We start from the raw sequence: 21,499 nt of genomic DNA, 5'->3' as shown, positions 1-21,499 counted from the left end.
AGATTTCAAGGTGAATGATTATGAGATTATTGATGCGCAGACAATTTATGTTACTAACGTTAATTATATTATTACTAATAATTATATTTTTTTTATCGTTAAATATGGGTTTAACTAAGAATACATATTCTGGCTGGAGAGTACTAAATGAAAAAGTTTCTAAGAGTAATAGAGATCCTCGTTTATATAAAGCAATAAAACTTGATAATGGAATGAAAGTAATCTTAGTTTCAGACAAATGTGCACCTAAATCCCTTGCAGCATTAGCTTTGCCCGTAGGATCGTTAGAAGATCCTGACTCACAGCTTGGTTTGGCTCACTACCTAGAACATCTTGTACTTATGGGTTCAAAAAGATACCCCCAGACTTATAATCTTGCAGAATTTCTTAAAAAACATGGTGGTCGTTATAACGCTAGTACTGCATCTTATCGCACGGCATTTTATCTCGAGGTGGAAAATGATGCTTTATCGCCAGCTGTTGACCGATTAGCAGATGCAATTACTGCACCTTTACTAAATCCGATAAATTCAGACCGTGAACGCAACGCTATCAATTCAGAGTTAACAATGGCGCGTTCACGAGATAGTATGCGTATAGCTCAGGTATCTGCGGAGACTCTAAATCCTATTCATCCTAGCTCTCGATTTGCAGGTGGTAATATGGAAACGCTAAGTGATAAGCCAAATAGTAATTTACATCAAGAGCGGTTATTATTTTATCATCGTTATTATTCAGCTAATTTAATGGTAGGAGTTATTTACAGCAACCAACCATTATCTATTCTTATAAAGTTAGCTGTTACGTCCTTTGGACGTATTACAAATCGTCATGCAAGTGTACGACCTATTACAGTTCCTGTTGTTACTGCAGAGCATCAGGGAATTATTATACATTACGTACCAGTACAACCGTATAAAATGTTAAAAATAGAGTATCGCATTGAAAACAATAGCGCTAAGTTCCGTAGTAAAACTGATTATTATATTTCTTATATGATTGGTAGTCATAGTAAGAATACATTATGTGATTGGCTTCAAAAACAGGGTTTAGCAGAATCTATTAGTGCAGGTTACGATCCGATAGTCGATCGTAATGGTGGTATATTTTCTATTAATATATTACTGACTGATAAAGGTTTATCCCAGCGTGATAATGTTATTGCTGCTGTGTATAGTTATTTGAAACTAATACGTGAACACGGTGTCAAACGAAGCTATTTCAATGAAATGGCTCATGTTCTAGCAATAGATTTTCGTTATCCATCTATTACTCATGATCTTGATTATGTAGAGCATTTAGTAGATAATATGCTACGTGTTCCAATTAAAAATATACTAGATTCATCTTATTTAGCTGATCAATATGATGCAAAAGCGATCAATAAACGTCTGTATAGTATGATACCTAATAATGCCCGCATATGGTTTATTAGCCCTAATGAACCCCATAATAAAACTGCTTATTTTTTGAATGCTCAATATCAAGTTGATCGTATCACTATAAAACAGTTAATTAGTTGGGGTAATTTAGAAAAACATATTTTATTATCATTACCAGAATTAAACCCTTATATACCAGATAATTTTTCTCTTATTAAATCAGTTATGCCAAAAATTACAAAGCCAAAGATGGTATTAAATAAGGATACTATGCGTGTCCTATATATGCAGAGTAGATATTTTGATAATGAGCCAAAAGCAAATATTACTCTTGCTCTGCGTAATATGGTGTATTCTAACTCTATAGAAGCGCATATTATATTTGTGCTTATGAATTATATGGCTAGCATTGCACTAGATCAACTAACATATCAGGCATCAATTGGTGGTATAAATTTCTCAACAAACTATAACCACGGTTTGACTATAAATGTAAGTGGTTTTACTCAATATCTACCAAAATTATTAAGTAAGTTAATTAAATGTTATATTAATTTTGATCTTACTACAGAGCATCTAGAACAAGCTAAATCATGGTATAGAGGACAGTTAGACGCATATAAAAAAGTTAAAGCGTTTGAACAAGCAATACAGCCTATTCAGGCAATATCTATTGTGCCTTATGTCGAACATAGTAAACGACGTGCATTTTTAGAGAAAGTTACGTTAAGTGATATTAAAAAATATCGCAATCAACTGATTACAGAATCTAAAATTGAGGTACTAGTACTTGGGAATATTACTATTAGTCAAGTCAAAGATATAACGTATAATCTTTGTAAATATATTAAGTGTCATGGTAAATCGTGGTGGCATGGTAAGGATATTATGCTTCATAATAAGCAACTTGCTAATATTCAGCGTAAGGGTAGTAGTACGGATTCTGCTTTAGGAGCGGTGTATGTTCCAATAGGTTATAATGAAATTCAGGGAATGGCACATAGTAATGTATTAAATCAGATTATTCAACCGTGGTTTTATGAGCAATTACGCACTAAGGAACAACTTGGTTATGCTGTTTTTTCTTATCCAGCGTTAATTGGTCATCAATGGGGAATAGGATTTTTATTGCAAAGTAATAATTATACTCCAGATTATATTTATAATCGTTATATTACGTTTTATTATCAGTCATATAAACATCTTCAATCGTTAAAAGAAAATGATTTTAATCAGTACAAACTTGCACTAGTAAATCAACTAAAACAATGTCCGCAGACTCTTAGCGAAGAAGTAGGACGTTTTTTAAATGATTTTAATCACGGAAATTTTGAATTTAATACACGCGAGAAATTAATTGATCACATTTATAGTCTTAAACTTCAGAATATTATAGACTTTTATTATCGTGCTGTTATACAGCATAAGGGAATGGCATTGCTATCACAAGTTCTTGGAATTCATGCGCAAGGATATTATGCAGTACCAAATGGTTGGATGACCTATAATAGTATTTCAGAATTACAGAGAATATGCTTATTAAGGTTATAATATAATGACGAAAATAAGTGCATTAGATATTTTTAACCTACCTATAACAGGAGGAACATATTTAATTGAAGCTTCTGCTGGTACTGGTAAAACTTCTACTATCATATTGTTATATTTGCGTTTATTACTAGGTATTGGTAGACAAAACAATGACTGCATACCTTTTTCTATTGAAAAAATTCTTGTCGTTACTTTTACTGAAGCTGCAATTAAAGAACTGCGTGGAAGGATTTTTAGCTATATTTGTGAATTACGTTTAGCATGTATGTATGGTAAAAATAATAACCCATTATTTTCTGAGTTATTTAATTTAATCGATGACAAAAAAAATGCTATTTGTCAATTATTAATTGCTGAGCGTAAAATAGATGAAGCAGCTATTTATACTATTCATGGCTTTTGTCAGCATATATTAAAGAGTAATGCGTTTGAATCAGGTGCTTTATTTAATCAAATTTTATTACAGGATGAATTACCGCTGTATCAGCAAGCTTGTACTGATTTTTGGCGACGCTCTTGCTATCCATTGCCATTGATTATAGCTGCAGCAATTACCGAAGAATGGCACGGTCCTGAACAATTATTAATTGATTTGCAACCATATTTACAAGGTAAATTACCAGAGATAAGTTATGTAATTAATACTAATAAAACGCTAGTAGAACGACATAAACAAATTATTGAGAATATTAATACTATAAAAGAGTATTGGCGTAAAGCTGTATATGATATAAAAAGTGTCATGAAAGATTCTAGTGTAGATAATTATAGTGATAGTAATTTATTTTTATCAAAATGGTTCACCATAATTAGTAACTGGGCTACAACTGATACACGTGATTATCAATTACCTAACAATATTAGACGTTTTGGGAAAAAATTATTATTAGAAAAAACAAAAAAAGACAATCTTCCATACTATAAGTTATTTATTGCGATTGAAGCCTTACTAGATAAATCATCATTATCTTTGCATGATTTATTTTTTTCTCGAGCGTTAATTGAAGTAAGAAGAAATATAGAGTTAGATAAAAAACAGCATATGCAATTAGGTTTTAATGACTTAATTACTTCTTTATATAATGCTTTACATAAGTCTAGTGGAGATATATTAAGTAAAGCCATCCTTCAGCGATATCATGTGGCTATGATAGATGAATTTCAAGATACTGATCTACAGCAATATAGTATTTTTAAAAAAGTTTATGGTAAACAATCAAAATACCCTTTATTTCTTATCGGAGATCCTAAACAATCTATTTATTCCTTTCGTGGAGCTGATATTTTTACTTATATACATGCACGTAGGGAAATTAAAGATCACTATACGTTGTGTACTAATTGGCGTTCATCATCGGGTATGGTGTCGGCGGTAAATCATCTTTTTTCTATAACTAAATACCCTTTTATTTTTCTTGATATACCATTTTCGCCAGTTGGTTGTGCCAAAGAAAATAGTGCTCTTTATTTTGAAATTGAAGGACATAAGCAACCAGCAATGCATATATGGTTGCAACCAGGAGAAGGTTGCAGTATTGCTGAATATCAAAAATCTTTAGCAAATAAATGTGCAAATCAAATTAGAGATTGGTTATATGCTGGCCAGCAAAGAAAAGCATTACTTTATACAAAAAAGAAAGACTTACAGGGTAATGCAATAGCTAAGTTTGTTCATCCATCTGATATTACTATTCTTGTTCGTAATAATGATGAAGCAATATTAATTCGTAATGCATTAAGTGCATTATTCATTCCGTCGGTTTATCTTTCTAATCGTAATAACATCTTTAAAACTCAAGAAGCCAAAGATATAATGTTATTATTACAGGCAGTGCTTACTCCAGAGAAAAAGCATCTTTTGCGTAGTGCATTAGCTACTAATTTAATGGGATTGAATGCGCAACAGATAGATGATATTAATAAGAACGAAAATCAGTGGGATGCTTTAATTGATGAGTTTGAGATTTATCGTGATAAGTGGCAAAAACAAGGTGTATTTTCGATGTTACGCAGTATTATGATAAAAAGAAATATCGCAGAAGATCTCTTAGTTAGCCCAAAAGGAGAGCGTAGCTTAACAGACTTACTACATATTTGTGAGTTGCTACAGGAGGCATCAAGCACTCTTTATAATCCACCATTATTGTTGCGTTGGTTGGCTAATCAAATAGATAAATCTAATATTCAATTGGATAATCAGCAAATACGTTTAGAAAATTATAGCGATATGGTGCAAATCATGACTATTCATAAGTCAAAAGGATTAGAATTTCCTATCGTTTGGTTACCTTTTATTAGTAGTTTTCGTATTCAAAAAAAAGCGTTATATCATGATCGAGAATATTTCAATACAATATTAGACTTAAATAATAATAAAAAATCAGTAAAGTTAGCTGAAGAAGAGAGACTTGCTGAAGATCTGCGTCTTCTATATGTAGCGCTTACGCGCTCAATTTATCACTGTAGTATTGGTATTGCACCTCTTTTTTTAGGAAGGCGTAAAAAACAAGGCGAAACAGATATACATAAGAGTGCTATTGGCTATCTTATACAAAATGGAAAATCTGGTAATTCAGGTATGCTGTTAAAATCTCTTCAATGCTTACACAATAGTAATATTGTGTTTTCAAAGATTAAAAAGCAGGATAATTATCCTTTAGCTCCTATAATTCAAGAGCAACAAAAGCTACAAGTAAAAATATTTACTCGCAATATGCGAGATCATTGGAATATAACGAGTTATTCCAGTCTAAAACAGCATGGTATTAACCAATCTTTTCATGTAATACCTAAAATAGATTCTAGTGTTGCAATAAGATTAGCAGAAGAACAAATAACTAGATATACAATACATGACTTCCCTAAAGGAGCTCATTCAGGAATTTTTTTACATTACTTATTAGAACGATTAAATTTTAACCAACCTATTGATATTATATGGCTGACAGAGCGTGTTAATAAACACGGATTAAGCATAGAGTGGGTTCCAGTATTACAAAATTGGCTAAATTTAATTCTTTATTCGCCTTTAGCAGAAGGAATGCCTTGTTTAGCTCAAATACCTTTAAAACAAATGCAGTCTGAATTAAAGTTTTGTTTATCGGTTAATAACCTTATAAGTAGTAATGAATTAGATTACTTAATAAAATGTTATGATCCACTTTCAAATCAGTGTCCAATATTAGATTTTCAATATTTGCACGGCATATTACAAGGATGTATCGATTTAATCTTTTGTTGGCAAGAACGATATTATATATTAGATTATAAATCTAATTGGTTAGGAAAAACATATAATGCTTATACACAAAAAAGTATACTAGCAGCTATGGTAGAGCGTCGTTATGATTTTCAGTATCAACTTTATTCATTAGCATTACATCGATATTTGCGTCAACGCTTGTCTAATTATCAGTATGAGCATCATTTTGGTGGAGTTTTTTATTGTTTTCTGCGCGGTATGACTCCAAAATATCCTCAACAGGGTATTTTTTATTGCTGTCCTAACATTACTCTTATAAAAGGTATAGACAAATTATTTAGTAATATTAATGGTATTCAATAAAATGATCTTTAATTTACTTCTACGTATGCAAGAGCGTAATCATTTTTGTTCCCTTGATATACATTTTGCTAGATTAATAGCTTCTGCTGAACAGCCTCATTTAGCTTTAGCTGCTGCTTTAGTTAGTCAAGCAGTAGTTTCTGGCCATGTTTGTTTACCTTTAAGAGATCTTATTATAGATGCATTAATTGTACAATTTCCAGATTTTTCTGATGAATTAAAGAACTTTTTTAATCTTAGAGTTATACAACAATGGCAAGAGTTGTTACTTGCAGATCCTAAGGTGAGTGATGGTAGTTATCCGGCTCCTCTTATTTTACAAAATAATCTTCTATATTTACAGCGTTTATGGCTGGATGAAGTTTTCATAGCACAATTTTTAGCAGACTCATATACACCATTATATAATAATTCTTCAGTTCTATCAGATATTTTGTCTAATCTTTTTCCGTCAATAAACTTAGTAAATGAAATTAATTGGCAAAAAGTTGCTGTTGGTGTAGCTACTACCTGTAAAGTATCAGTCATTTCAGGAGGTCCAGGTACAGGAAAAACGACAACAGTAGCTAAATTACTTGCCGCGCTAATTCTCTTATATCCAAAACAGAGATTGCGTATCAAATTAGCTGCTCCTACTGGCAAGGCAGCTGCAAGGTTAATAGGAGTATTAAGAACAGCTCTTATAGGGCTTCACTTAAACAATAAAGAAATTGATTTTATTCCTCTAGAGGCCTATACACTACATCGTCTTCTTGGTGCCACGAACAATAGTAAGCGCTTACGTTTTTATCGTGAAAATATTTTACATGTAGATGTTTTAGTGGTAGATGAAGCATCATTGATAAGTTTATCAATGATGTCTAATATTATTTCAGCACTACCAAAATATGCACGCTTAATTTTGTTAGGTGACCGAGACCAATTAGATTCAGTTGAGGCGGGATCAGTATTTAGGGATATATGTTACTTCTCTACATTCGGTTTTCGTCCTACTCGCGCTCAAGAACTTTCTACACTATGTCGTAATACTATTACTGCAGGTGTAAAAAACCCAAATATAGCAATACGTGATAGTATTTGTTTGTTAAAAAAAAATTATCGTTTTGCATCTGATTCTGGTATAAGTCAACTAGCTGCGGCTGTAAAAACTGGTAATATCACTTTAGTTAGGAGTTATCTTGATGGGAGATTTAATGATATTACCTGGATACCTATGACTTGTGAGGCACATTATAATATGCTTATTAAATTATGTGTAGAGGGATATAGTTCGATGTTAGATTTAGTACATAAACAAATAGATGTGACTGATATTTTAGAGCATTTTTCTCATTTTCGTTTACTATGTGCATTACGTGAAGGACCTTTTGGTCAATCTGGACTTAATAAACTAATAGAGATTGCTCTAGCAAAATTTAAATTAATTAATAAATTTACAAAAGAATATAAACATTGGTACAATGGAAGACCAGTTATGATTACAAGTAATGATAGTTCATTGGGATTGTTTAATGGTGATATTGGTATTGCAATCTCATATGCAATAAGAAAAATACGTGTTTATTTCAAATTATCTGATAGTTCAATTAAATGTGTTCATCCAGGAAGATTACCACAAGTAGAAACAGCTTACGCTATGACAGTACATAAATCTCAGGGTTCAGAATTTAAACATATAATACTAGTATTACCTACTGACTATTCACCAATAGTAACTCGTGAGTTATTTTATACAGCAATAACTCGAGCTAAAAAAAAACTAACAATATTTAGTAAGGAAAAAATTATTATGACCGCAGTTCGCACTACTACATCGCGCAAAAGTGGCTTAATAGAACGCATTTTGAATACTTATTAAGTAAGACTAAGAATATAGACTTAATAAATATTTATATAGATTAAATTAATTAAAGGTATTAAAACTTAATTAAGTTATTGAATATAATATTCAGTAATGTAATTTATTTAAATTAAATACAGTTGGGTTTAAAAATCTATTTTTTAGTTATATAGGTAACGTTAATAACATAAATGAAAATACTATAAAATAAAATATTTATATTATATCTAAGATGTGCACTAAAATTATAGATTTATCTTATAAAATTTAATTGGCATCTTGCGTTTTCTAGAAATAAAATATTTATATTGCAATTAATATAAATATTGTTTTATATTAAAATGTGTTATATTATACTTTTAATAAAATAATAGTGCCAATAAACATCAAAATGTATTGTAAATATTTGCTTAGTATATCCTAATTATTGTTATTGAAGAGTTTTTAAAAAAACTTTATAAATAAAGTATTTATATATTTATATTTAAAATTATTGAATTATTAGTATAATATCAATGTTCATTAGTATTATAAATATGAATACATAAAGGTTTTATTTTAAATAATATCAGTAAATCAGTAATAAATTATACTAATAAATATATATTTTTAATATTAAAAATAAAATCGTAATTGTATTACTGATAGCTTAGTATTTTATTTTTATATATTAATTAAGTTAAAAGTACATAGTAGTATTGCATATGAGTTATTTATAATAAAATATTGTAATATATATTCATATATAATAGTGTATATAAAATTAATTACCTATCTTTTAATATTTTATATAATTTTAAAAAATAAATTAGTCTGAATTTTAATCATTTTCTTGATTTATATAAGAGATATATGCTAAAAATATTTTTTGTAGTTAGAGTATTATTATGTATAGTAAATAAGTATTTACTAGTATTATAGAATATAACACTTCTGATGATATATATAATATATAAAATAAATGTATTAGGTATTTTATTACTAGATCATTACTCTTTTTTAGTAAAAATCAACTCTTAATACAAGTATTATATCAATTCCAACTTATGTTAAATTAATAATAGTTTTTAATAAAATGTATAAAAATAACAGCAGGTCTCAACACGACGCTCTTTTCTCATCTTCTATAGCTAAATTAAAAGATTAGACTTTTGATGAATCTATAAGTCAAAGTTTTTACCGATATACTAGTGCGTTCTGCTCCAGGCTATTTAAATATTATTTTTTAATAATTGGAGTATTAGCAGCACAGGTTGTTAAATTAAATACTAAAAAATATAATTTAAGTTGTTCTTTAGGTGTTGCAGCGCTATCTATATGTCGTAAAATATGTACTAAAGGATGTCAAATTATTAACATAGTTATATAATTCTTTTAAGAATTAATATATCAGTAGAAGTTATTCAAGATTATATTCAAAATATTTATATTAAAAACTCATCTATGTTAGTATTAAATTTTACTTTGTAATTTTTACTTCTAGTTAAACAATAGTATTTGTTAAATAAAATTTACCCAGGTTTATTACCTAGTTGAATTTTGGTTTTATCCGAAAGTTTAATTTTAAATATAAAACTGTAGAAGATTTAATGTATAAGGTACATTATGATTTTAAACATGCTAATGGTTACAGTGATCTTGAGATCAATCAGAAACGCAGTATATTAAAGAAAATAATACTGACTTACTTAATTAAAACGCACAAAATTCTCCTTAATCAGGTTGGTTTTAACCATACATAAATTTAGTTTTAATGTTTTAATTGTTGTTCTTTACTATCTATAAAATAATACTTAAATTAGATAATAAATTTTTATAAATATATTGTATTTAGTACACTAAATAATTAGTTTAAAAGCTTTTTTAGAACAATTAATGATTTGGTAATATTTTCTACATATGGCAAAGTTAAAGACTGGTTTTATACTGTAGATTATCTTCTAAAAATAACACCATACCACATAACTTTGTTGAATAGTGTTAGTTTTAAGTTAGAAATAGAACTATGTATTAATTAAAAAAGATCATAAGAAAATTCTTTGTACCTTAATGCCGTGCGCGTAAGGGATCATTCTATAACTATAGTATTTAATATTAATAATAAATGACGTTCTGATTGGAAATATGAATGTGCGGTGGGTTACCTCATACCCCCACATACAAGCGGGGTACTATTCTTGACGTTTGGATGCGGCAATGGATATTATTTGTGACATATGATGGTTTTGGTGTACATCTAGTTATTGGTATCTATCCAATGCCTATATTTTTCTGCTAGTTTGAAGTATTGCCTAAACCTCTTAATTGTATAATCAAATATGGTCATTTGTTATACAATTAGGTATTATTAAAAGTAACTACCAGGATCTTGCTTGCCGCATTTAAGACTATGTTTTTAATAGGAGTATTGTATCATCGTCGGTATCCAAAAATCATATACAATAACTAAAAAATCAATTAGTACAAAAGGGCGAACTAGTATTAGAAATACTTAAGTTATTAAGAGTGATAATAATCCAGGTATTTATTCCTGATAGATATTATGTAAATATGCGTAACTTATATTTTATCCCATCTACTAAATCACTGATAATATGGCTTCAAAAATGCGGTTTTATAGATATGCATATTGTCATATTGTTAATTTGCTGTGTTATTACATTAGATAAGCCATAACATTTCAATTAGATGACTAAGTAAGTAGTTAATTTATTTTCTTGATTTTAATCATTATCACAAAACAGTGGAAGGTTACCGAAATATTATTATTTATATAAATAAAATTAAAAGATATAATAGATATATTCAACTTTAATGATCTTAAATAAATCTTATATCTTGATTTGTATTATAACATTTAAAATAAATAGTTTATAATTATTTAAATGTATATTAAAATCTTACAGTTTATGCATTTGTATAGTGGTATATATAACTAAAGTAGATAGCATTACTTATTATAAGTAGTACCAGTATATTATATAATTTATTATTAAAAGTAGTTTACTAGTAGGTAATAAGTGAAGAATAGTCAAAATATATTAAGCAAGTATCTTTCTGTTATTTCTGTTAATATTAAAAAATTATAGTAAATTATTATGAGATACTTCAAATAAAATATGCTGACCTTAATAACCTAAGTACTACAATTGTAGTAATTTTAGGTATTATAAAATACATATTATTTAGTATATTTTACTAAAATATATAAGATTACAAAAAAATAAGATATAATGATTTACTATTTTAAATAACACTAACTATAGTATAATTTAGTTTACATTAAATCCATATACTGCGTTTATTAATTAATAAAATTAAATAATTATTGTAATCTTAAAATATAAAGCTATTTTCTAGACTACTATATAAATAAACTTGTATATAAGAAATTACATATATCCTAATATAATTTGTAAGAATTAAAAGAAAATAGCTCATTCAAGAAAGATTATACTTATTAATATTATCTCTTTACTCTGGGAATAATTCAATATCATCAATAGTACAGTAACCTAATCGATCTTAAAATATACAGTAGGTATATGGATAGTTATATAATAAATATAAAAACGCAGCCATAGTAATATTTGGCACACTGCATGTCAATAGAAAAGGCTATAATTGCCAAGGAGCGTCTTGCATGTCAATCACCGCTCGTAGATTGTACCGTGATACCTTTAATTTTTTTTTCAATCAGTTAAATACTATATGCTTCTTAGGAATTTTAACTGCTTTTATCTCAATGATATTGAACCAAATATTTACTTTAGGTGGATACGACATTGGTAATTTTTTTAATACTAATAATACGTTAATTTCAGGTATTAATTTTCAAGAGTTAATTAAACAAATGACTCCTGAACAACAGATAGTTTTATTAAAAGTCTCTGCTGCTGCTAGTTTATCAGCTTTAATCGGTAATATTGTCCTTTTAGGAAGTATGTTAGTGTTAATACCTTCAGTTTCTGAAGGGAAGTATATTAGTGCACCACAAGCCATATATGACTCTATACCAATGTTACCACGCTTACTGTTATTGATGTTCTTATGTACTCTTATAGTGCAATTAGGCATTACTGTATTTATAGTACCTGGTATTATGCTAGCAGTTGGTTTTTCTTTGTCTCCAATAATTCTCTCAAAAGAGAAAACTAGTGTATTTAGATCCATTCAAAGTAGTTTCCGTATATCTTTTATTAATGTGCGGTTTATTAGTCCAGTTATGATAATCTGGTTAGCAGTAAAATTAACTCTTCTTCTATTAGCTAGAATAATAATCTCTACCCTACATCCTAATATTAGTACGATTATAATAAGTTCTTTAAGTCATTTCGCTTCTGCATTTCTTATTATTTATCTTTCACGTCTTTATATGTTGATCAAGTAACTAGTAAAAATATTTTTATTTTTATATACTCTAAATATTGTTAAATATCTTAGTAAGAATAATAGTAATTTTTGTATTATACGGCACATTTATTTAAAATACATATAATTATTTTAGATTTTTTATGAAAATTCATTCTATTTAATCTTTAATTATTTTTATATCTAAAGCATCAAGGTTTTAAACTAAAAATAATTTTTTTAATTTTAAGAAATAAAATAATCACTTACCAATACAGAAATTTGAAAAAATACGTCCTAATAGATCATCAGATGTAACTTTGCCAGTAATTTCATTCAGCGCTTGCTGAGCTTCACGTAACTCTTCAGCTAGTAATTCATATGCATAAGGGGGTTGTAATAGATAATATTTACCTTTTTGAAGATGTTTATAGGCTATGTCTAATGCCTGTAAGTAACGACGACGAGCTAAAAATTTACCTTCTATATTATTGGAGCATCCTATAATATTATATTTGATATAATCGCGTAGTACATCAATGCCTGCACCTGTGCGAGAAGATAATCTAACGATTGGATAATTATTTGTAGTATTTAGTCCTATTTTTTCTTTAGTAATATCAATTTTATTGCGTACAATAGTAATTGGTAAATTATTTGGTAATTGGGATATAAAATCTGGCAAAACACTTGTAGGTTCAATGGCATCAGTGGTGGTTGCATCAATTACAAATAAAATATGATCGGCTTGTTTTATTGCTCGCCAGGCACATTGCATACCTATCAGTTCTAATTTATTGTTACTTTTTTGACATAATCCAGCGGTATCAACAATATGTAGTGGCACGCATTCAATATGTATATATTCAGTTAATACATCTCGGGTAGTACCTGCTATTTCAGTTACGATCGCTACATCTCGTCCAGATAATGCGTTTAAAAGGCTTGATTTTCCTGCGTTAGGGCGTCCGGTAATAACTATTTTCATACCCTCACGTAATAAACTTCCTTGTTGTGCTTCATTACTCACCAATTGCAACCTATCTATTATATCATTAAGTTGTATTAAAAGTTTTTCTTGACAAAAATAATCAGTAGTTTCATCGGGGAAATCAATAGATGCTTCAAGCAGGGTACGCATACTGGTTAAGGCTTTAACCAGTTGATTGATACTTTTAGAAAAAACACCTTGTAGCACATTTACTGCTGAGCGAGCTGCTTGTATTGAACTGGCATTGATCATATCTGAAATAGCTTCAGCTTGTGTTAAATCTAATTTACCATTAAGAAATGCACGTTGTGAGAATTCACCGGGATGGGCAATACGTACATCAGGTATTTTTAGACTATGTTTTAATAGCAGGTCTAGAATTACTTGTCCTCCATGTCCATGTAATTCTAGTACATCCTCTCCGGTAAAAGAATTAGGTGCGGGGAAGTATAGAGCAATCCCCTTATCTAATAAGTTTTCGTCTGCATCTTTAAAAGGTAGGTAAGTGGCGTAGCGCGGTTTGGGTATTACCCCTAGTAATGCTATGGCTATTTTTTTAGCATTAAGTCCTGATGCTCGTAAAATTCCTATACCACCCCGCCCTGGGGGGGTGGCCTGAGCAATTATGGTATCGTATTCAATCAATACTTGCATCCTTATAGTAAAAATATTAAATTTATATTAAATATACATCAATAGATCATTTATTTTCACCACAATAATTTTTGTTTATTAATTTTCTTTAATTATCGTGTAATCCCTGTTTTTTAAGCCAACGATATATTATTTGTTGTTGTAATATCGTTACTAAATTACTTATTATATAGTACAGTACCAAACCTGATGGAAACCATAAGAAAAATACTGTAAATATAACAGGTATAAACAATATAACCTTTTGTTGTATAGGATCAGTTACTGTAGTTGGAGACATTCTTTGGATAAAAAACATCGTTATTCCCATTAATATGGGTAAGATATAATAAGGATCTTGTGTAGATAAATCATATACCCATAATGCGAATGGCGCCTGACGTAATTCTACTGAATTCATTAGCATATAATATAATGCTAAAAATATTGGCATTTGAATGATTAATGGTAAACATCCACCAAGTGGATTAACTTTCTCTGCTTTGTATAATGACATCATTTCTTGACTCAAACGTTGCCTATCGTTACCAATACGTTCACGCATTAATGTTATCTTAGGTTGTAACATACGCATTTTAGCCATAGAAGTATATTGTGCTTTAGTCAGTGGATACATGATACCACGAACAATAAAGGTAATAAGAATAATAGAAAATCCCCAGTTACCGATAAATTTATGAATTAATTGTAGCAACTTAAATAGTGGTTGAGATATAAACCACAACCAGCCGTAATCTACAGTTAGATCTAGATTGGGTGCCACAGTAGACATACTACTCTGTATTTTAGGACCAATCCAGAGAGTTGCTTGCAGTTTTTTCTCCATTCCTGGAGGAATAATAATAGGTTCAGTATTAAAACCAATTATTGATAGTTTATCATCTATCTTTTTAGTATAAAAATCATTTATTAAATTATTATGTGGAATCCATGCGGTAGTAAAATATTGTTGTAGCATAGCTATCCATCCATCTTTAGTAGTAATATGCAAAGGGGCTTCATCAAATGCATATTTATTATATTTATGATTACTTGAAGAGTATGCAGCACCACGAAAAGTATGTAGTGCAAAATTATTACTGTTTTTATTATATTGTTTTCTTAAATTTATAGATTGTTTTAATTGACCAAAAAGGGTTACATATAATAACTTTGTACTGTTGTTCCTAACTTTATAGTTTACATCTATTGCATAGTTACCACGTTTAATAATGAAGTTTTTTTGATATACTACACCTTCTTGTGTCCTGTATATTAAAGGTATAGTGAGTAGATCTTGATCATCTGTTAATTCAAAGTTATTTTTCTCAACGGTATATAGAGGTTGGTTGTATTTTATTGAATTATTCGGACTATTGATATTATTTAAACCACTATAAGCTTGATAGATAAAATCTGGAGTAGTTTCTAAAATTTTAAATGGTTTGTTAGAGTCTAAATTATCTGGGTATGCTAATAGATTTGCTTGTTCTATAATACCACCACGAGTATTAATTGTAAAAGACAGAACATCAGTTTTTACTGTAATCAGTTTACCTAGATTATTTTTATTTTCTTGCACATACTGATTTTGTATATCTACTAACTCTGTATGAGCGTTCTTACCTATAGGATACTGACTATTATTATCTTTTTGCCATGATTGCCAAATCATGAAAGATACTAACAGTATCGCTAGTAGGAGTAGATTGCGTTGCGAATCCATCTTTAAAGTTCTCTATTGTCATCAGGTTTTGTCGGTACGGGATCATAACCACCTATATGTAGGGGGTGGCATTTTAATATGCGCTTTAGGGTCAACCAACTACCTTTTATTATGCCAAACCAACTTAATGCCTCAATACTATATTGTGAGCAAGTTGGTTTAAAACGACAATTATTACCTAGCAGTGGACTAATAAAAATCTGATACCCGCGTATCAGATTTATTAAAATACACAAACCTGCCGACAATAATAACGCCATAATTTTTTTAGAATTTTCATTAGTGTCTGATTATCAAGCTCCTGCCCTCCTTTTTTAACAATAACTACAAAATCCATGGCAGGTAGCAAATGTTGATTTAAACGGAAATATTCTCGTGTTAAACGTTTAATTCGATTGCGCGCATGTGCATGTTTAATATATTTTTTAGAAACTGCTAGACCAATTCGTGGATGATCCAGTGTATTTATACGACCTAGTATTGTAATATGAAAAGTACTAGCTCGTTGTGGGTGATGAAATACGAAATTGAATTGATCAGGAGTTAGTAAACGTAACTTCCTAGGAAATACTAATTTCATCACAAAACATTAGCTATATTTTTTAGAAACAGTTAGACGTATACGACCTTTTGCACGACGTCTAGCTAGAATCTGGCGACCATTTTTAGTTGCCATACGAGCAAGAAAACCGTGTAAACGATTACGCTTTAATACTGATGGCTGAAAAGTACGTTTCATAAGTAATTCACCTAAACGAAAAAAAATGAATGATTAGTAGAATTTTCTGGTTATGATAATTAAAGACACCTTTATCAAATATATTATAAAAGAAATATTATTGTAATAATTAAGTATTATTTAGTCAATTCTCATTGTAAGATAGCACAAAGAATTTTATTATTAATCCTAATATATTGTTATATTATCTATTATACAAAAGATAGATAAGGTATAAATTTTATAAAAATGATTTAAATACTGCTCTATATCTTTTTAAAAGACGGTTTATGTCTATAGAATAAAATAAAAAATATTTATTTAATATATTTCAAATCTTAACATAACGTAAATACGTTAATTTATACTATTAGATATTAAGGTAATTTAATACAAAAATATTATATTATCCTGAATAATATATCCTATTAATATATTATATTTTAACAATTATTAAAAACACTAAAATATATATTTATGCTAAATATTTTTAAGTACTATTGATTTGGTAATTAATAATTTAATTTTATTAAAGATAATTGTAGTTATTTATTAGTTTTTACTATTTATATAACTTTATACTTAAGTATAAAAGAAAAGTAGTAATACGTAATAATAAAAAATTAAAAAGAAATATTATATTTATTGAATTTTTTATATATAGTAATTTTTAAATTATATAATTATTAAGAATTATATAACAATATATAGTAGTAAAATACTCATAGTTAATAGTTTAATATGAACTATCAGGTATAATAAATATATTATACATGTTAATATGAAGAAAAATTTAAATACTTTGTATTAGAAGTCATATTAAAAGTATAAATAGACTAAAATAATAGAGATATATAAAACATTAATAATTTTTCTATTTTAGAATTTATTTTTTTACTTAATCTAATTTTTAAGAGATAATATCAACTTATTATTTACTTTATCAAGTAAAGCGTTAAAAATATTAGTATTGATAAAATATATATTAGTATTAATAGGTTTTTAATTAAAAGTTTTTATAATAACCTGTTTGTCTATTTAGACAATAATCTTGAGTTAAATAATCAATATAATTAAGATAATAAAGCTTAAATATTATTATATTTCATAATAATTACTTATATAATAAATAATAATAGTAATTATATTGTAATATTTAGGATAAATTTTATCAAAAATATAATTTAAAAAAAAGCTTTTAATTATGATAGAGGATTAAAAAAAATAACTAAAGTATTTATGTAAAAACGAAATAAAATTATAGTAAGTTTAATTTAAATAAAAAATAAAAATAAAAATCAAAACATTATACACTAAAATTCTATTAACTATAATTTGGTAAGTTTAATTGAAATAAACGAATAAAATTATCTGTAGTTTGTTGCGCAATATAGTCTAGTGTCATACCTTTTAAAGCAGCTAGATATATAGCGATCTCTAATATATAAGATGGTTGATTCTCTTTACCACGGTGTGGTACAGGAGCTAAATAAGGGGAATCAGTTTCGATTAATATACGGTCCATAGGTACATAGCGTACTACTTTACGTAGTTCTTCTGCATTACGAAATGTAATAATACCAGAGAATGAGATGTAGCAACCAATATCTAGAAGTTTACGAGCAGTATCTTTATCTTCAGTAAAGCAATGTAATACCACACCACACTTATTTGCCTGCTCTTCTATTAAAATATTTAACGTATCTTGATTAGCATTACGACTATGTACAATTATAGGTTTATGCAGTTTACGACCTATGCGTATATGCTGACGAAAAGATTCTTTTTGTAAAGAAATATTTTGTTTTTGATAAAAATAATCTAGACCAGTTTCACCTATTGCAACTACTTCTGGAGCTTTTGCAAATTGTATTAACTCGTCATAGTAATACTTATTTTTTAAATATAGAGGGTGAACACCACAAGAAAATGCTACATTATGACGTATACCGATCTTCTGATGCATATCAAGATATCCTGGAAGTGTAGTAGCTACTGTTAGCAAAAAACCCACTTGATTATTTATTGCATTTTCTAAAACACTATCTATACTTTTATGTAGATTTTTATAATCTAATTCATTTAAATGACAATGGGAATCTACTAAATACATATTTATAACCTAATAAAATGAGCTAATGCGTAGTTTTGAATTAAAATTAATTAGAATACTGATTCCATAAACACAGATTACGTGTAAGTATTATTTCACGGTTAAGACCTGTTATAGTTAGAAGCTGGTGACGACAAAAAATCCAATTTTCTAACTGTTTTTGTAATATTGTATTTGTTTGTGTAGATGCTAGCTGAGATATAATATGTTGTTGATCTAAATTAGTAAATGTATTCTTTACACCATGTTGTAATTTAATCGCATCCAGTAGTATCATACATAACCATGTTAGATATTGATTAACGTTATCATTATTAAGAAGTGGTAATAAATTTATCCATTGGTAATGAAGTATTGCTTGCTGTAATCCATGTAAAAATTTAATACGATATCCCCATATATCAGGTGCAAGTAATTTTAATGCAGCAATCGGTGCTCCATTAGTTATACGTAATGCTGTTCGCATACTTATAAGGTCGTATGATAAATGTTTTTGAGTATACATCCAATTTATACTTTTATCTTCATTAGGCACTTGTAGATATACATAAAAACAGCGACTACGTAAAGTTGCTAATAAATTTGCTGGATTACGCGTGCCTAGAAAGAAATAAGTGTTTTCCGGGGGTTCTTCAAGAGTTTTTAATAACGCATTAGCAGCTGATTCTGTAAGTGCTTCTGCTAATGGTAAGTAAATAATCTTAGCTTCTCCGTTCTGAGTATAAGTATAAATTTGTTCAATAATTTGGCGCACTGGTTCAATACCCAAACTAGATTTTCCTGATTCTGGATGTAAATTATATAAGTCAGGGTGGTTACCCGCTATTATTAAACAGCAATTACGACATTTACCACAGCTTTTTTCTTTTTTTATATTTTGACATAATAGCCAACGAATTAACGCGTATATTAATGAATCATCTCCGCATCCCTCTAGGGCATGAATTAGTAAAGCATGATGACCTCTACCATCCCGATATTGTTTAACTAACTTGTGATAAGATATATTCAGCCATGGGTACCAATACATTTATTCTCCCCTATCTGATTTAACCAAGATTTAAGTATAAACTTTATTTGAGTGTTTACTTTGGTTATATTTTGTGATGCGTCAATAGTAATAATACTATCGTCTTGTGCAGCTAATGTTAGATAACGTTCACGTGCACGCTCAAAAAAATCTAAAGATTCTTGTTCAATTCGATCTAAAGAATTACGGTTGTATGCACGTTTTAAACCAATAGCTGGAGGTAAATCTAGATATAGTGTTATTCCAGGCTTAAGATCGTCTACTATAGTATTTCTTAAGCATCGTAATAAACTAGCATCAATACATCTACCACCTCCTTGATATGCCTGTGAAGAGAGATCATGACGATCTCCTATTACCCACGCACCACGTGCTAATGCTGGTTTAATTACATGGGTCACTAATTGAATGCGCGCGGCATAAATCATAAGTAATTCTGCTTTATTGGTAATTTCTTCATTTTCAACGCTATTTTTTATTAGTTCACGTAGTTTTTCAGCTAATGGTGTTCCACCTGGTTCACGAGTAAAAACTATATCTTCAATACCCTGGTAGTTTAGTACATCAACTATAGTATTACACGCAGTAGTTTTTCCTACCCCCTCAAGACCTTCAATGACGATAAACTTACTTTTCATTATTTCCCTTCAGTACTTTTCGGTAATTTTATAGTTTTTTTATTATTATTATTTAGCGATAAATGTACATGTAATAAAAATTATTAAAAATTAATTATCAGATAAACTGTCTTATAGTCCTTGTTTTTTACAGACAATTTATAAGGAGAGTGGGATTTTAATAGATTGTTATAAATTTGATATATATTACATTAATATAATTTTATTTATACAATAGACCATTGTTATATTATTTATAATATTTTACTAAAATATAAATTAAATAAATATATATTACTGCAAGTATTCTTAAATTTTAGCTTATTTATTAAATAATTATATCTATAATTACTCATCTAATATTAAATATAATGATATAGCTTATATACTTAATTTATTATTAGATATTAAGTATTTTAATTTTATACTAATTATAGTTATGCTTAATAAGCATATAATTAATTATTAAATATTTCAGCTATCTAATAATCCGTATCAGAATAGATTAAATGTTTATAAAAATATTTTTGATCTCTGTATATCACTTCAATAATATATTATTATTAATTACTTAATGATTGTGCTAAAAACACTTTTAGTTATTTAAAACATAAAAAACTAGGATTTATTTTAGCACATATTCTCAGGAATGTTACATTCATAATATGATTGTGTTTTTATTATTTAGTTATTCAATTATTTAGTATAAAATGTAGTTATAGTTGTTAAAATATAAATAAATACTTATTTGCAATATTTTGGATATATCTGTACTTTAATACAAAGTAATACAAAATAAATAACATTAATATTCAGATTACTAAATTATATAATTTATTAATAATACTACAACAATAATATTAATATTTTATTTTGGTATTTAAATTTCTCCTACTCTAATTATTTTTTAGATATACACAGATAACTATATACTTTAATTAAAGTACAAAATCAAAGAAAATGTGGTATTCTAGTTTTAAATA

At 28.2% G+C, this 21,499-nt stretch carries 14 protein-coding genes and 1 pseudogene; 7 read left to right on the top strand and 8 right to left on the bottom strand.

Going from position 1 to position 21,499, the window contains the following annotated elements:
• The first annotated feature begins 32 nt into the window (after window positions 1-32).
• The 7 genes and pseudogenes from ptrA (at window position 33) to K0T98_RS02305 (ending at window position 12,728) form a co-directional block, all read left to right on the top strand.
• Window positions 33-2,933, top strand: a complete 2,901-nt coding sequence (ptrA, locus tag K0T98_RS02335) for a pitrilysin (protein ID WP_225639680.1) — start codon at window positions 33-35, stop codon at window positions 2,931-2,933.
• Window positions 2,934-2,937: 4 nt separating this feature from the next.
• Window positions 2,938-6,498: an exodeoxyribonuclease V subunit beta gene (recB, locus tag K0T98_RS02330; RefSeq protein ID WP_225639254.1), complete on the top strand. Its 3,561-nt coding sequence runs from the start codon at window positions 2,938-2,940 to the stop codon at window positions 6,496-6,498.
• A gap of 1 nt (window position 6,499) precedes the next feature.
• Window positions 6,500-8,356: an exodeoxyribonuclease V subunit alpha gene (gene recD / locus K0T98_RS02325; RefSeq protein WP_225639253.1), complete on the top strand. Its 1,857-nt coding sequence runs from the start codon at window positions 6,500-6,502 to the stop codon at window positions 8,354-8,356.
• 1,571 nt (window positions 8,357-9,927) lie between these two features.
• Window positions 9,928-10,080, top strand: a complete 153-nt coding sequence (locus tag K0T98_RS03085; protein ID WP_320412433.1) for a hypothetical protein — start codon at window positions 9,928-9,930, stop codon at window positions 10,078-10,080.
• A gap of 386 nt (window positions 10,081-10,466) precedes the next feature.
• Window positions 10,467-10,616, top strand: a complete 150-nt coding sequence (locus K0T98_RS02315; protein WP_225639252.1) for a tRNA 5-methoxyuridine(34)/uridine 5-oxyacetic acid(34) synthase CmoB — start codon at window positions 10,467-10,469, stop codon at window positions 10,614-10,616.
• A gap of 179 nt (window positions 10,617-10,795) precedes the next feature.
• Window positions 10,796-11,014, top strand: a pseudogene (locus K0T98_RS02310) (DUF1698 domain-containing protein); the annotation flags it as partial.
• Window positions 11,015-11,981: 967 nt separating this feature from the next.
• Window positions 11,982-12,728 carry a YciC family protein gene (locus K0T98_RS02305; RefSeq protein ID WP_225639251.1) on the top strand — a complete coding sequence of 249 codons (747 nt, stop codon included), beginning with the start codon at window positions 11,982-11,984 and terminating at the stop codon, window positions 12,726-12,728.
• 222 nt (window positions 12,729-12,950) lie between these two features.
• On the opposite strand, the gene mnmE is transcribed toward K0T98_RS02305, so the two are convergent.
• From mnmE to tmk, 8 genes are all read right to left on the bottom strand, one after another.
• Complete coding sequence (mnmE, locus tag K0T98_RS02300; protein WP_225639250.1) at window positions 12,951-14,324, bottom strand: tRNA uridine-5-carboxymethylaminomethyl(34) synthesis GTPase MnmE; 1,374 nt, start codon at window positions 14,322-14,324, stop codon at window positions 12,951-12,953.
• Window positions 14,325-14,421: 97 nt separating this feature from the next.
• Entirely contained in the window at window positions 14,422-16,038 is a 1,617-nt protein-coding gene (gene yidC, locus K0T98_RS02295; protein WP_225639249.1) for a membrane protein insertase YidC, read from the bottom strand.
• Window positions 16,039-16,040: 2 nt separating this feature from the next.
• Window positions 16,041-16,298, bottom strand: coding sequence for a membrane protein insertion efficiency factor YidD (gene yidD, locus K0T98_RS02290; RefSeq protein WP_225639248.1), 258 nt, complete (start codon window positions 16,296-16,298; stop codon window positions 16,041-16,043).
• Complete coding sequence (rnpA, locus tag K0T98_RS02285) at window positions 16,262-16,621, bottom strand: ribonuclease P protein component (protein WP_225639247.1); 360 nt, start codon at window positions 16,619-16,621, stop codon at window positions 16,262-16,264. The genes yidD and rnpA overlap by 37 nt, the downstream gene beginning before the upstream one ends.
• Window positions 16,622-16,627: 6 nt before the next feature.
• The gene (rpmH, locus tag K0T98_RS02280; RefSeq protein WP_225639246.1) at window positions 16,628-16,777 is read right to left on the bottom strand and encodes a 50S ribosomal protein L34; all 150 of its coding nucleotides are present in this window, start codon (window positions 16,775-16,777) and stop codon (window positions 16,628-16,630) included.
• Window positions 16,778-18,080: 1,303 nt separating this feature from the next.
• Window positions 18,081-18,869, bottom strand: a complete 789-nt coding sequence (locus K0T98_RS02275) for a YchF/TatD family DNA exonuclease (RefSeq protein WP_225639245.1) — start codon at window positions 18,867-18,869, stop codon at window positions 18,081-18,083.
• Between the two features lie 46 nt (window positions 18,870-18,915).
• The gene (holB, locus tag K0T98_RS02270; RefSeq protein ID WP_225639244.1) at window positions 18,916-19,899 is read right to left on the bottom strand and encodes a DNA polymerase III subunit delta'; all 984 of its coding nucleotides are present in this window, start codon (window positions 19,897-19,899) and stop codon (window positions 18,916-18,918) included.
• A complete protein-coding gene (tmk, locus tag K0T98_RS02265) occupies window positions 19,878-20,537 on the bottom strand; it encodes a dTMP kinase (protein WP_225639243.1) in 660 nt (219 codons plus the stop codon). Before tmk ends, holB begins: the two co-directional genes overlap by 22 nt.
• Between the last annotated feature and the right edge of the window lie 962 nt (window positions 20,538-21,499).

The organism is Candidatus Profftia sp. (ex Adelges kitamiensis), assembly GCF_020342455.1.
In the GTDB taxonomy this organism is placed as follows: Bacteria; Pseudomonadota; Gammaproteobacteria; order Enterobacterales; family Enterobacteriaceae; genus Profftia.
This window is presented reverse-complemented; position numbering and strand designations above follow the sequence as displayed.